This window comes from Marinobacter sp. HL-58 (assembly GCF_001314605.1).
Taxonomy (GTDB): domain Bacteria; phylum Pseudomonadota; class Gammaproteobacteria; order Pseudomonadales; family Oleiphilaceae; genus Marinobacter.
Genome location: NZ_LIHP01000011.1, coordinates 100,932 through 114,365, shown reverse-complemented (window position 1 = coordinate 114,365; position 13,434 = coordinate 100,932). Strand labels below are relative to the sequence as shown.

11 protein-coding genes are annotated in these 13,434 nt (G+C 59.3%); 7 read left to right on the top strand and 4 right to left on the bottom strand.

The genetic code is table 11. From position 1 onward, the window contains the following. Positions 1-55: 55 nt before the first annotated feature. Positions 56-2,800, top strand: coding sequence for a transporter substrate-binding domain-containing protein (locus HLUCCO03_RS09625; RefSeq protein ID WP_051603957.1), 2,745 nt, complete (start codon positions 56-58; stop codon positions 2,798-2,800). Between the two features lie 7 nt (positions 2,801-2,807). Here the strand turns inward: HLUCCO03_RS09625 and HLUCCO03_RS09620 are convergent, their stop codons facing one another. Beyond that, the gene (locus HLUCCO03_RS09620; protein WP_027830763.1) at positions 2,808-3,170 is read right to left on the bottom strand and encodes a hypothetical protein; all 363 of its coding nucleotides are present in this window, start codon (positions 3,168-3,170) and stop codon (positions 2,808-2,810) included. Between the two features lie 219 nt (positions 3,171-3,389). On the opposite strand from HLUCCO03_RS09620, the gene HLUCCO03_RS09615 reads away from it, so the two are divergent. After that, positions 3,390-4,007, top strand: coding sequence for a hypothetical protein (locus HLUCCO03_RS09615; RefSeq protein WP_027830764.1), 618 nt, complete (start codon positions 3,390-3,392; stop codon positions 4,005-4,007). Positions 4,008-4,019: 12 nt separating this feature from the next. Next, positions 4,020-6,224, top strand: a complete 2,205-nt coding sequence (locus HLUCCO03_RS09610) for a patatin-like phospholipase family protein (protein ID WP_027830765.1) — start codon at positions 4,020-4,022, stop codon at positions 6,222-6,224. A gap of 11 nt (positions 6,225-6,235) precedes the next feature. Here HLUCCO03_RS09610 and HLUCCO03_RS09605 read toward each other — a convergent pair whose 3' ends face one another. The 3 genes from HLUCCO03_RS09605 to HLUCCO03_RS09595 form a co-directional block, all read right to left on the bottom strand. Continuing rightward, positions 6,236-6,910 carry a GntR family transcriptional regulator gene (locus HLUCCO03_RS09605; RefSeq protein WP_027830766.1) on the bottom strand — a complete coding sequence of 225 codons (675 nt, stop codon included), beginning with the start codon at positions 6,908-6,910 and terminating at the stop codon, positions 6,236-6,238. Positions 6,911-7,018: 108 nt separating this feature from the next. After that, positions 7,019-8,449 (bottom strand): cardiolipin synthase, encoded by a 1,431-nt coding sequence (cls, locus tag HLUCCO03_RS09600; protein WP_027830767.1) that lies wholly within the window; start codon positions 8,447-8,449, stop codon positions 7,019-7,021. A gap of 2 nt (positions 8,450-8,451) precedes the next feature. Then, positions 8,452-9,510 carry an AraC family transcriptional regulator gene (locus HLUCCO03_RS09595; protein WP_027830768.1) on the bottom strand — a complete coding sequence of 353 codons (1,059 nt, stop codon included), beginning with the start codon at positions 9,508-9,510 and terminating at the stop codon, positions 8,452-8,454. Between the two features lie 399 nt (positions 9,511-9,909). Between HLUCCO03_RS09595 and HLUCCO03_RS09590 the strand changes: the two genes are divergently transcribed. From HLUCCO03_RS09590 to HLUCCO03_RS09575, 4 genes are all read left to right on the top strand, one after another. Then, positions 9,910-10,701 carry an alpha/beta fold hydrolase gene (locus HLUCCO03_RS09590; RefSeq protein ID WP_027830769.1) on the top strand — a complete coding sequence of 264 codons (792 nt, stop codon included), beginning with the start codon at positions 9,910-9,912 and terminating at the stop codon, positions 10,699-10,701. Positions 10,702-10,810: 109 nt separating this feature from the next. After that, entirely contained in the window at positions 10,811-11,902 is a 1,092-nt protein-coding gene (locus HLUCCO03_RS09585; protein WP_027830770.1) for an SMP-30/gluconolactonase/LRE family protein, read from the top strand. After that, on the top strand, positions 11,895-12,383 hold the full coding sequence (locus HLUCCO03_RS09580; RefSeq protein WP_027830771.1) for a thioesterase family protein: 489 nt from the start codon (positions 11,895-11,897) through the stop codon (positions 12,381-12,383). The genes HLUCCO03_RS09585 and HLUCCO03_RS09580 overlap by 8 nt, the downstream gene beginning before the upstream one ends. A gap of 60 nt (positions 12,384-12,443) precedes the next feature. Beyond that, complete coding sequence (locus HLUCCO03_RS09575; protein ID WP_027830772.1) at positions 12,444-13,433, top strand: NADP-dependent oxidoreductase; 990 nt, start codon at positions 12,444-12,446, stop codon at positions 13,431-13,433. Position 13,434 lies beyond the last annotated feature (1 nt).

The following is a 13,434-nucleotide window of genomic DNA, read 5'->3' as shown; positions in this document are numbered from 1 at the left end:
AGTGAGGATTGCCTTTTATTTTCTGTTGGTAGCGTACTGCCTGCTGGTATCCGGAATGTCTGCCGCGGATCCCCCCCAGCCATCACCCGCACCGGTTCTTGGCAGTGACGATCTGCAATGGCTGCAGGGGCGTGAGGTTTTCCGCATCGGCCTTCACGACTCCCGGGTCCCCCTCGCGTTTGATACCGGGGAAGGGAAGATGGCAGGTATATTTGTCGACTATCTCAACCGGATTTCGGACAAGCTTGATGTGGCAGTTGAACCGGTTTCTGCCGGCGAGGCGCAGCTGGAGGATTGGCTCAGGGATGGCACCCTGGACGCGAGGCTGACCACCCGCCTTGCCCGTCAGCCGGCACCGTCTGATGTTGCCGTTACTTCGCCACTGATGAGCCTGACATACGGCATTTTTGTCAATTCCGACGATGCAGGCATTCGCAAGCTGTCGGATCTCGAAGGCGAGCGAGTTGCGCTGGTCACCAATGATCCCAATCAGCTTGCCCTGCTCGACCCGGTTGACAGTTTTACCCCGGTTCCCGTTGCCAGCACCAGTGAGGCGGTCAGTATGCTGCTGTCCGGTCAGGCCGATGCGTTCCTGGGCCCTGTTCCCGTGGTTTCGGATTACCTCCAGTCCGCCATGGTAAACGGAGTGGCGATGGCCACGCTGCTGAACCATCAGTCGGTGGATGTGGTACTTGAAGTCAGGTCCGGGGAAGATCAGGCCTACCGGGTTCTCAATCAGGCGGTGCTGGCAATAGACCACAACGAACACCGGGCCATTCGCCAGTCGTGGCTGCAAACCGAGTTGCCGGAACAGGATACGAGCGCCATTTCCCTGTCTGCCAGTGAGAACGAATTCCTCAAGCGTAACACCGAACTGGACGTGGCCTTCCGGCCGGACTGGCCGCCCTTCGAATTCACTCAGGATGGTCAGCCTGCGGGGCTTGTGCCGGACCTGGTTACACGCCTGGAAGAACAGCTCAATGTTCGCTTCAACCGTGAAGTCATGTCCGACAGCGCCGATGCCGAATCAGCGTTGCGATCCGGAGATGTGGACATACTGCCGGCACTGTCACGCACACCCAGAGTGCAGGATGAATTCCTGTTCAGCCGCGTCTACCTGACAGTTCCCATCGCCCTGGCGATTCGCGACGACGGCAGATTTATCGGTGAGTTGCGGGAGCTCAGAGACGAACGTGTTGGTGTGGTGAACCGTCAGGCCGGGCACGATTATCTGCTGATCAATCATCCGGATCTTGACCTCTATCCGGTGCCCTCCATCGAAGAGGGGTTGCTGGCGTTGTCCAACGGGGATCTCGATGTGATGGTGACGCATATTCCGGCCGTGAGCTATACCGTGGCCCGCCTGGGCCTGTCCAATCTCAGGATCACCAGTATTACCCCCTACGAGTATGAATTGAGATTTGCCGTCAGCAAGGAGCGGCCTGAGCTGCAGAGAATACTCAACAAGGCACTGGGCAGCCTGGACGAATCTGAAACCGAGTCAATCTACAATCGCTGGATTCACCTGGATATCGAACAGGAGACGGATTACACAGTCGTGCGCCGGATTGTGCTTATTGCCATTGTGGTGGTGCTGATCTTCCTTTACTGGAACCGTAAATTATCCCGGGAGGTCGATGAGCGGATCCGTTCGGAAAACGCGTTGCGCAGAAGTGAGGACGAATTACGGGCGGCGAAGCTGGAAGCGGAGCGCCTGGCCCGTGAAGCCGAGGCGGCGAGCCTGACGAAAAGCGAGTTCCTGGCCAACATGTCCCACGAGATCCGCACCCCGATGAATGCGGTGATCGGCTACAGTGACTTGCTCAGTAATACGGTGAAAGATCCCCAGCAGAGGAACTACCTGGATGCGATCCGTGCGGGCAGCCGCAGCCTGTTGATGCTGATCAACGATATCCTGGACCTGTCCCGTATCGAAGCTGGCAAAATGCGGCTTGAATATACCGCGGTGTCGGTGCGCCGTCTGCTCAGCGATGTGCGGCACATATTCGATCTGCGGGCTACGGAACAGGGCATCTCCCTTGAGGTCAGTGTTGGCTCCAGAATGCCCGCGGCCATGATGCTGGATGAAACCCGGCTGAGGCAGGTACTGTTCAATCTCGTTGGCAATGCCATCAAGTTTACACACGAGGGTGGTGTGACGGTTCGTGCCACTGCCACGCCGCTCAAGCCCACGATAAAAGACTCCGCCACAGAGAGTGATACCGAAAAGCGCCGATGGTACCGCCTGGAAGTAACGGTTGCAGACACCGGCATTGGCATCCCCGCGGATCAACAGGAGCAAATCTTCGACGCGTTCGAGCAGCAGGAAGGGCAGAACAGCCGTCGCTACGGTGGCACCGGGCTGGGCCTGGCTATCAGCCGCAAACTGGTGCGTATGATGGGCGGTGAACTCAAGGTTGAGAGCGAGCCGGGTGTTGGCTCAACCTTTACCGTCAGCCTGCCCCGGGTGGAAGTGACCGAAGAGCAGGCCGGGGAGGACGGTACGCCGGAAGAGTCAGAGCGTTTGCTGGCCCAGACCCTGAGTATGCAGGAGCGTGGCTGGCTGCGGGAACAACTGGCCAGAGATTTCGGCAACGAATGGGAAACCGTGCGGGAGAGCGGTGATCCGGAACAGATGAAGGATTTTGCCAGACGGTTACTGGAATGGGGGCAGCGGTTCCGTTCGCCTTCGGTGACCCGCTACGGGGAGAAACTGCTGGCGGATGTGGAAGCATTTAACCTGGACGCCGTGAACAGTGCGCTGGAGGCATTCCCCCGGTTGTTGGGGCGGGACCAGTAAACCGGTCTCAGAGGCAGTCGTACTGGGATTTGCGGTCAAAGGCAACGGCGACCATGTCGTATCCGGAGTCAGAGAGCGACTGAATCAGCTCCCGGTCTTTCAGCAATGCCATGCAGACCTTGTGAACACTGGCCTGCAACTGGTCGCTGGCAGGGTCGGACTTGAAGCGGAAGTCCACAACCAGATATTTCCGCTCAATGTGGGAGGACGCCGGTATATCTTCCCGCTCGACGCTCTCATAGCCAATATAAGTGGCTTGCTGGTCCGGGAAGACGCTGCTGAGCAGCAGGTCCAGGTTGCCGGCAGAAGCCGGCTGAGAAGCCAGTGCCAGCAACAGCGCCAAAGTGCCGGTGATGCTTCTGGTAATCATGGAGTCACTCCTGTGATGTGAGTCCGTCGGGGTGCGTAAATATATGTAACATTTGGTTACTGATCATTATTACAGAGTATCGGTTATTTTGCGTGATTAATGCACACATTTTTCAATTGTTTGCAGTCTGCGGCGTACCTTGCGGGATGGCAGCGAATTTCCGGCGTCCGCCAGGATCAACTATCATGAATAAAAACGGATACAGGCAGAGGCAGAATCATGTTCCAGCTCGTTTTCAAAGGTGAATGCACGCCCGGGACTGACCCGGCGACAGCCCGCAGCAATGCGAAGAACCTGTTCAAGGCCACCCTGGAACAGGTTGACCGTATGTTCAGTGGTCAGCCGGTGGTCATCCGCAACAAGCTGGAAGAGGTTCAGGCGGAAAAATACCGGGCGGTGCTGAAGAAGCATGGCATGGTGGCTTATGTGCAGCCCATGGAAGGTGCAGCACCGCCTCCGCCCCGTCCGGCGCCTGCCGCCGGGGCACCAGCGCAGGAATCGCCCCGGCAGACCACTCCGGAACAGGGAGCGTCACAGGAGGGCCCCGGGGCCGCCAAGCCGGGTTCATCGGTTGCCGTGGAGCCGGGCGATCGTTTGCCGGTGGCGGGTGAGAAAGTCGATGCGATTCTCTCCGGATCCGGGCTCAGTCTGGATCCGGTTGGGGTAACACTCGAAGAGCACCGGGAAGCACCGGCCCCCATGTTCCAGCATCTGGACGACTGGACCCTGGCCCCTCCGGGCACCGAACTGGGCGTCAAGCGGGAGTTGCCGCCACCGGTTGTCCCGGATGTGTCCCACCTGTCACTGGCGGATGAAGAGCGCACGGACGACCATTAACAGGCAGGCGGAATGATGTCAGCACTGAGATTGCTGGTTGTGATGGTCGCGGTGCTGGTGGCAATGCCGGTGATGGCCGAAACAGGGCGGCCGAAGGTCGGGCTGGTACTCAGTGGGGGCGGCGCCAAGGGTATGGCCCATGTCGGTGTGCTGCGTGTACTGGAGGAAATGAACATTCCGGTGGATATCGTGGTGGGCACCAGTGCCGGTTCTGCCGTGGGTGCTCTCTATGCCTCGGGAATGGAAGTTCACGATATCGAAGAGCGGTTTATCCAGATGGACTGGGTATCGAGCTTTCGCGATGATCCCGGCCGCGCCTACAAGCCGGTACGGCGTAAACGCCAGGACTGGCGTTTCCCTGTGGCCCCGGGGATCGGTGTCCGCGCCGACGGTCTCCACCTGGGTGGGGGAATCATCGCCGGCCAGAACCTGGGCTTCATCCTTAACGAGCTTACCCGCAGCGCTTCCCTGGTGGAGGACTTTGACGAGCTTGCCATTCCCTTTCGGGCCGTAGCAACAGACCTTGAAACCGGAGAGGAAGTGGTCATCGGCAAGGGTAATCTGTCGGAGGCGATTCGTGCCAGCATGAGTATTCCCGGTGTCTATGCCCCGGTCACGCTGGACGGGCGGTTACTGGTAGACGGCGGTGTGGCAAACAATATGCCGGTCAGCGTCGCCCGGGATCTGGGGGCCGATATCATTATCGCGGTGGACATTACCGACCCGTTGCTGGAGCGGGAGCAAATCCGCGAAGCCTATTCTGTAGTGGGTCAGCTAACCACTATGATGACGCGTCGAAACACCGAGCAGCAGCTGGAACTGCTGACGGATCGGGACATACTGATCCGGCCGGACCTGGAAGGCCTGTCGTCGGCGGATTTCTACCAGGCGCCGGCGCTGTTCGAACTTGGCGCAAGTGGTGCCCGCAAACACGCCGGTGAGCTTCGCCATCTCAGTGTCGGGGAAGAGGACTGGCTCCATTACCGCAGTCGTGTGCAGTCGAAGTCGTCCAGTCCGGGGCTGATCACTGGTATCCGTTTTGATGACCGTTCACGGCTGGCAGGGAATTTCCTGCGCCAGCGCATCCGCCAGCAAAGCGGTGAGCCGCTGGATGTGCAGGCGCTGGAAGAAGATCTCAAGCGTATCTATGGCCTTGGCTACTATGAAACCGTTTCCTATGCCCTGGCGCCTGCCGAGGGAGGTGGCACCGAGCTTGTGATCCGGGTGCGGGAGAAAAGCTGGGGGCCGAATTATCTTTCATTCGGGCTGAGTTACGAGGACAACTTCGAGAACGAGACCCGCTTCAATCTGGCAACGTCCCTGCGCATGACGGGCCTCAACGCCCTGGGTGGAGAGTGGGCAACAGGGCTTCAGCTGGGTACACAGCCGTGGGTCCGGACCGAATGGTTTCAGCCACTGGACTACGGATTCAAACGGTTTCTGACACTCGGGGGTGAATATTTCCGGGAGAGCCTGAGTGCGTTCGACGGTGAGGGTGAGCGCATCACAGAGGTGGATATTACCAGTCGCCAGCTCGATTTCGCCCTGGGAACCGAGCTGGGTGTCAACGGGGAAATCCGCCTCGAGTACATGCGTGGGTACGCCACGGTTGACGAGCAGGTGGGGCAACCCGTGGCACCTTCCGGCTCGATCCAGAGTGGCAGTCTCAACCTGCGGCTGGTTCATGATTCCCTGGATGACACCTTTCTTCCCGAATCCGGCGGTTTTGCCGGCATCCGTGGCCGGATCGAGCGTCCCGGGCTGGGGTCTGACCGTAACTTTGATTCGGTTACCGTTATGGCCCTGGGCACCGCAAGCTGGCGCAAGACCAGCCTCACCGGCCTGTTGTACGGAAGCGCCGTGACCCGGGGTGTGGCCGGAATTGAAAATTCGGTGTTGCTGGGTGGGTTCCGCCGGTTGTCGGCCTACAGCCAGGGCGAGGTGGCCGGTGAAGATGCGGCACTTGCAGGGGTTTTTGCCAGGCAGGAATTCGGCGGGCCGTTTGTCCCCTGGTTTGCCGGGGTGGGTTTTGAAACCGGCAACGCCTGGTCGTCGCTCGGTGATGCCCGCTGGAACAATCTGTTGTGGTCAGGAAGTGTGTTTGCGGGGGTTGAAACCTTTATGGGGCCGCTACAGGTTGCCACTGCCTATAACAACGAGGACGACTGGAGTGCCTACCTGAGCCTCGGGTTTTCGTTTACCCGTCTGTTTGACTGAGGCGCTGTGGTTCAGGCGGTGGCAGGAGTGCTGCCAATGGCATCGAGAACCTGCCGGCATTGCTGCTGGGCGTATTTTTCGAGGATGTCTGCCAGGCGCTCCTCATCATGTTCCCGGATAGCGTCAATAGACTCGCGCACGTGTTCCAGGTTGTCCTCCAGTACGCGGTTTCCCCCGCGCTGGAAAGCTACAAAGGCGCAGCGCTTGGCAGATGGCCACAGATCCTCAATCGCGGAAACAATGAAATAGTTGTCGGCATAGGCCAGGGATGCCTGGGTGTATTCGATGCCCAGTTCCAGAAAGACCAGCAGATCGTTGTTGTCATGGCAGGCTTTCATGCGCTGATAGAGGGATTCAAGCTTATCCATGTCGGCAGGTTGCCACTGACGTACCAGCTTGCGGCCGGTATGGGTCAGGTACAGTTGCAGGACTTCGTAAAGACTGCGGACAAAAAACTCATCCAGTGGTGTGACGAATGCCCCCTTGCGAGGAACGTTCTGTACCAGGTGGCGTTTCTCCAGCAACAGCAGCCCCTCGCGGATTGAGCCGTGGCTAACGTCCATTTGTTTCGCCATGGCACTCTCATAGATGCGCTCACCGGAGCGGAGCTGGCCAAAGGCAATCAGATTCTCGATGTGGCGCGCAACCTGTTCGGTCAGGGTTTCACGGGGCTTGAATGTGGTCATGGTCCTGCTTCGTTACTGCGTGCTGGCTCGATGGTTCTGGAATACTCTCACATTCTTTGCGTCCGGAAAATGGTCATACCGAAACCGACACCGTTGTTGTGGCCGGTTTCAGAGCAGTGGTGCCATCAGTCGGGTGGTCCGGCAGGCCAGACGGAAAAGGATCGAACGGTCCTGATAATCCCGCTCCGTCATCAGGCGACAGCTGGCAAGGTCCTGCTCCAGCATCTGCCCGACCCCGTCAACGAAATCACTGGCGGTACAGATGGCGGTAATCTCGAAATTCAGCCGCATGGACCGGTTATCCAGGTTGGCCGTGCCCACCGCCGCGTAGCGTTGATCCACCAGTACCATTTTCTGGTGCATGAAGCCGGGTTGATACCGGTAGATGCCAATCCCCGCGCGGCAGGCCTGAACCAGGTAGGAGTAGGCCGCAAGCCGTATCAGCCGGCTGTCGGATTTCTCCGGAATGATAATGCGCACATCCACTCCCCTGAGGGCCGCCAGCTGCAGGGCATTCATGATCTGGAAATCCGGCACGAAATAGGGTGAGGCGATCCAGATCCGTTCCCGGGCATTGTTGATGCAGTTCAGGAAAAACAGCGTGCAGGTTTCATAGGTGTCTGCCGGCCCGGTTGGCAGAATGAGCACCTCCTGATTGCCCCGTGCCGGCATGGAAGGAGTCCAGCTGAGCGTCGGAACTTCCTCGCTGGCCCAGTTCCAGTCCTCCAGCCAGGCCAGTTGCAGTCCGGTTACCGCCGGACCGGTAATGCGGCAGTGGCTGTCGCGCCAGGGTTCCTCGTCCATGGCGGTGCCCAGGTATTCATCCCCGAGGTTAATGCCCCCGATAAAGCCGACTTCTCCGTCGCAGACCAGCAGTTTGCGGTGATTGCGGAAATTCACCTGTAATCGCAGGCGTCGAACATTGCCATCTCCGAAGGAAGCAACCCTGGCCCCGGCAGCGGCCAGTTCCCTGAGGTATTTCCGGGGGAGCCAGACACTGCCAATATCGTCATAGAGAAACCAGACCTCGACCCCCTGGGCGAGCTTGCGTTTGAGAATCGACTTGATGCGCTGGCCGACCTTGTCGGAGCGGACGATATAGAATTCCAGCAGGATATAACGGCGGGCATCTTCCATGGCATCGAACAACGCTTCGAAGGTGGCTTCACCGTCTTTGAGCAGGTCGCACCGGTTGCCTTTGGTGAAGGGTTGCCGGCCCAGCTTGCAAAGGACCTTGAGTTCGTCATGAAAATGCTCGTGGTCCCGTTGGCGGATCGTTGCAGTCTGGTGCTCGAAGCGGTTAAGCAGCTCGGTCAGTGCTGCATCACCGGTGCGGCGTGCGCTGATATAGCCACCGAAGCGGTTGCGGCCAAAGAACAGGAACATGGGAACGGCGATGTAGGGCAGGCCGATCAGCGCCAGCACCCAGGCAAGGGCACCCTGGGCGGTGCGGTAGGTCATCAGTATCCGGTAAATGCAAACAGCCGCGGCCAGATACACCAGGCCGATGGCAACCGCAAGCCAGGATGCGTCGGGCAGGCTCATCCTGATGTTGCCCCTGAGTTGTCGGACTGGTGGCGTGCCCGGTACTGGGCGGGCGCCATGCCGGTCCAGCGTTTGAAGGCGCGGCTGAAGGCACTGAGCTCGGAAAATCCCAGCAGAAAAGCAATCTCACCCAGGGCGTAATGGTCCGATGCAACGTAGCGAAGGGCCTTGTCCTTGCGAACCTCCTCCACCAGCTCGTGAAATCCGAGCCCCTCTTTCTTCAGTCGCCTGTAGAGGGTTTGCCGGCTCATATGACACTGCTTTGCAAGGGTGTCGGCATCAATCCGCTCGGTGGCCATCTGCCGGGAAATCAGCCTCCGGATCTTGCGACCAAAGGTGCGCCTGCCCTGAAGGCGGGCCAGCAGCGAGTTAACCTGTTTCAGAACGGCGGAATACACATAGGGATTGCGGTGGGGGATCGGATGGCTCAGGTGCCGGCTGTTGAAGGCAAGCCGGGTGGTGCCGGAACCGAAATAGACCCGCCCGCCCAGCAGGCGCTGGTATTCCTTGCCGTAGGACGGTTCCGGATGGGCAATTTCGGCCCACTCGGCGGCGATCGAGGGGTGAATGAAGTGCCGGGTGCGGCAAAGGGCCGCTGCCAGTGTCCGGTCCATGTCCTGGCGACAGTAGTGGCCGGGTGAATCCGCCTGCCAGGTCAGAATGGCCTGGTCGCCAGCCTGCTCGAAACTGAGGGTGACCGACTCATTGATCAGCCGGTGCAGGCGGACATACTGGGTAACTGCTTCGCCCAGGGTGTCGCAATTGAAGAATACATGGCCCACCAGGCCCATGCGGTCAGGGTCAATGACCTGGCCCGCATGCAGACCGACAGCCGGGTCACCGGTCACCTGTTCGGCGTATTCCCACAGGCGGTAGTGGTTTTCAGCGGCGATGCGAAGATCCGGATCCGTCAGTTCATTGCGACGGTAACCGGTGATCTTCTCCACGGTGGGAAGGTCCAGCACCCCTTGCCGGTCCAGGTAGTGAACCAGCGCCAGCGTACTTGAGGCTGCAACCAGCGGCGATGTGGTGGCGTCTGCCTGGGGAGCGTTCACGGTCACCTTTGTTTATTGGTTAACAGGAATTCATTCAGGCTGATACAAAATGTCAAGCCTGTGGGACAGCCTGTCAATGGGTTGCCACTGTAACAACGATAGCATTAAGTCACTGAGGATTCTCACCCGAACTGATTGTAACCGGAGGTGTTTTCATGGAACTGGAAATTTTTGTACCCCATAACGAGTTGGAGCGCTCCAATATCGCTGCACTGGCTGAATACCTGAACAGCATGTACTACTGCTGATCAGGCAATAGTGACGTTCATGACCTGATGCCGGAGGAAACTCCGGCTTTTTTGTGTCTGCAGGATCGGCCTTTCCCGTCTGCTTCCCCTTGTGCCTGTATCCACCGATGGTAATGTAGTCGGCTTACCGGTGTTACAGGAGACCCTGCCCATGAGTGTTGAACTCAATTACCGCATTACCGGCGACGGCTCGCCACTGATACTGCTGCATGGCCTGTTCGGGTCGCTGGAGAACCTGGGGGGGATCAGCCGGCGGTTACAGGACCAGTGGCAGATCCATGCGCTGGACCAGCGCAATCATGGCAGCTCTCCCCATACCGATACCATGGACTATCCGTCCATGGCGGATGACGTACTGGCCTACATGGATGCCCGTGGCCTGGACAGGGCAGCCATTCTGGGCCATTCCATGGGTGGCAAGACCGCCATGCAGCTGGCGCTGCAGGCCCCGGAACGGGTCGACCGCATCATTGTTGCCGATATCGCGCCGGTAACCTATCACCCTCGTCATGATGCGGTGCTGGAGGGTCTGACTGCCATTGACACCGGTGCCATCCGTTCGCGCCAGGATGCCGACAGGTTGCTGGCTGAATACGTGGAAGAGCCGGGTGTCAGGCAGTTTCTGCTGAAAAATCTGGTGCGGGTCGCGGATAACGAGCGTAATGACTACCCGGGGCTCTATCGCTGGCGGCTTAACCTGCCGGTCATCGCGCAATGTTATCCGAAACTTGCTCTGGCGCCGGAAGGCGATGGACCGTTTGAGGGCCCGGTGCTGTTTATCAAGGGGGCGGACTCCGCCTACATCCAGGAGAAGCATCGCGACGAGATTCGTCGTCTCTTTCCCAATGCCGACCTGCGCATCATGACCGGCACCGGGCACTGGTTGCATGCGGAAAAACCAGACAGTTTCGCGGCGCTGTGCCGGCGCTTCCTGACCGAATGATGGCAGCGGCCGAAGGAGGCAGCCGCTGGCAATAATGCCCGCCAGTTCAGCCCGGGACGGGCGTCTGGTAAGGTGGCGGAACAGTATCTGACAGGAACAGGCATCATCTATGAAGTGGCTTCTGGGAGCTTTGCTGATCGGTTTTCTGGCGTTGGGCGGTTTTCTGTTGTCGCCATCGCCTATTAACAGTCAGTCCTGGAAAGCGCCTTCGCCACAGCCGCTGACCGGTGAGTTGGCTCCCAATGAGCGCCTGCGGCTGGCAGACCTGCTGGCCAGGGGAGAAGTCTATGGCCCGGAAGACACCACCGTGGACGACGACGGCGTGCTCTACACCGGAACCCAGGACGGATGGATTGTCCGGGTCTGGCCGGATGGCCGGGTTGAAAGGTGGTTGGAGACGGAGGGCAGGCCCCTGGGTATGGTGTTTGACCGTGACGGCAATCTCATTGTTGCGGATGCCTGGAAAGGCCTGCTGTCCATTGCGCCGGACAAGACAGTGACCCTGCTGACCCGGGAAGCGGAAGGCCTGCCCTTTCGCTTTACCGACGATGTGGACATCGCCCCGGACGGCAGGATCTATTTCACGGATGCCAGTTCCCGCTTTCGCCAGCCTGACTACCTGCTGGATCTCCTGGAAATGCGCCCCCATGGCCGGCTTCTGCGCTATGACCCGCAAACGCAACGAACCGAGGTCTTGCTGAGCAACCTGCATTTTGCCAACGGCGTGGCGGTGTCCCCGGATGGTGAGTACGTGCTGGTCAACGAAACCTGGAAGTATCGTATTCTCAAGTACTGGATCGGTGGCCGGAATCCTGGCCAGGCCGAGGTGTTTGCCGACAACCTGCCGGGTTTTCCGGATAACCTGGCGGTCGACGATGAGGGCCGCTACTGGGTGGCTTTCCCCACTCTCAGGAACCCCCGGGTTGATGCCATGCACCGTCAGCCTTGGCTGAAAGACCTGCTGGCCAAGCTGCCTGAGTGGTTTCTGCCAACGCCCCAGCAATACGGACTGGTGGTGGCGCTGGACGAGCAGGCAGAGGTGATTACCAGCCTTCACGATACCCGGGGTACGCACCTGCAGGAAATTACCTCGGTGAATCCCCATGATGGCTACCTCTACTTTGGTTCACTTCACAACGACCGTATTGGCCGGTTGGCGTTAGCGGCCATTCCGGGCCTGGGAGACAGCAACAATGAGTGAGGGTAATTCGCTGAACTGGGATCTTCCCGAGCCGTTCATCATGCCCATTGAGGTGGGTGACGAGGACACTGACAGGCTGGGGCATGCCAACAATGTGGTGTATGTGCGCTGGCTGGAGGAAATCAGCTGGCAGCATATCGAAAGCCTGGGGATGACCTGGGAGTTGCATGAGAAAACCGGCAAGGCCATGGCCATTACCCGCACAGAGATTGATTACCTGGCTTCCGCCAATGCCGGCGACCGGCTGATTCTCGGTACCTGGCTGACAGGATTTGACGGACGCTTTCGCTCCGCGCGCCAGTTCCAGCTGATACGGGAATCCGATGGCAAGACCCTGGTGCGGGCAGTGTCCACCCACGCCTGTGTCAACATGAAGAGCCAGCGACCTTCACGGATGCCTGCGGAGTTCGCACGCATCCTCGGTGATGCCATGGTGCCCGGTGGTCGCGGCTTTGATGCTGCCTTTGATTCCACTCCCTGAACTTTCTGCTAGTCTGAACAGATGATTCTGTCCTGTCCCTGAAGCTGTCTGGAGAACATCATGGAAAACACCGTTGATCCGAATGCTGGCGATGCCATGCGCCAGGTGGTTTATGACCGCTTCGGCGATGCCGACGTACTCCGGATTGAGTCCTCTGCGATTCCCGAGCCGGGCGCCGAAGAGGTCCTGTTCAGGGTTGCCGGTGCCGGGTTGAATCCCATCGACTGGAAAACCCGCAAGGGTCTGGGATTTGTGGCGCGGCAGATCGAGGATCAGCTGCCCTGGACGCCCGGTTTTGAGGCCGCGGGGGAGGTTATTGCGGTTGGCCGAGATGTCACCACCCTGGTGCCGGGAGACCGGGTAATGGGCATGGTGGGTTTTCCGGCCAGTGGTGGGGGTTACTCGGAGTATGCTGTTGCCCGGGCCGATGAGCTGGCCATAGTGCCGGAAGAACTGGATCTGGTAACCGCCGGTGCGCTGCCGCTGGCTGCGCTGACGGCCTGGCAGGCGCTGTTTGAGGTGGCGGAACTGGAAGCAGGCCAGAAAGTGCTGATTCATGCTGGTGCCGGCGGAGTCGGGCACTTTGCGGTTCAGTTCGCACTGGAGCGGGGTGCTCACGTCATTGCCACGGCGTCGTCAGGCAACCGGGATTTCCTGGCTGCTTTCGGCGTTCATGAAGTGATTGATTATCACACCACCGATGTGGTTGACGAATGCTACGGCCTGGATGTGGTCCTCGACCTGGTGGGTGGTGAAACGGGAAAGCGCTCACTGCATACCCTGAGTGAGCACGGCGTGCTGGTTACCGTGCCCACGGTAACGGCGGACGAAATCATCACCGCCGCAGAAGCCCTGGGCCTGAGGGCCCACGGCATGACCGTACGCCCCGATGTCTTCCATCTTGATGAAATTGCCGAGCTGATCGAAGACGGCGATGTAAGGGTTCACATCGACGGGGCCTTCCCGCTGGAGCAGGTCGCTGATGCGCACCGCACCCTGGAAGGCGGGCATGTCAGGGGCAAACTGGTGCTTGACTGCCGCAGCCGCTGAT

Excerpts from the sequence above, each read along its gene's own strand:
- HLUCCO03_RS09625 (WP_051603957.1), top strand. The coding sequence starts at position 56 with ATGTCTGCCGCGGATCCCCCCCAGCCATCACCCGCACCGGTTCTTGGC.
- HLUCCO03_RS09620 (WP_027830763.1), bottom strand. The coding sequence starts at position 3,170 with ATGATTACCAGAAGCATCACCGGCACTTTGGCGCTGTTGCTGGCACTG.
- HLUCCO03_RS09615 (WP_027830764.1), top strand. The coding sequence starts at position 3,390 with ATGTTCCAGCTCGTTTTCAAAGGTGAATGCACGCCCGGGACTGACCCG.
- HLUCCO03_RS09610 (WP_027830765.1), top strand. The coding sequence starts at position 4,020 with ATGATGTCAGCACTGAGATTGCTGGTTGTGATGGTCGCGGTGCTGGTG.
- HLUCCO03_RS09605 (WP_027830766.1), bottom strand. The coding sequence starts at position 6,910 with ATGACCACATTCAAGCCCCGTGAAACCCTGACCGAACAGGTTGCGCGC.
- HLUCCO03_RS09590 (WP_027830769.1), top strand. The coding sequence starts at position 9,910 with ATGAGTGTTGAACTCAATTACCGCATTACCGGCGACGGCTCGCCACTG.
- HLUCCO03_RS09585 (WP_027830770.1), top strand. The coding sequence starts at position 10,811 with ATGAAGTGGCTTCTGGGAGCTTTGCTGATCGGTTTTCTGGCGTTGGGC.
- HLUCCO03_RS09580 (WP_027830771.1), top strand. The coding sequence starts at position 11,895 with ATGAGTGAGGGTAATTCGCTGAACTGGGATCTTCCCGAGCCGTTCATC.
- HLUCCO03_RS09575 (WP_027830772.1), top strand. The coding sequence starts at position 12,444 with ATGGAAAACACCGTTGATCCGAATGCTGGCGATGCCATGCGCCAGGTG.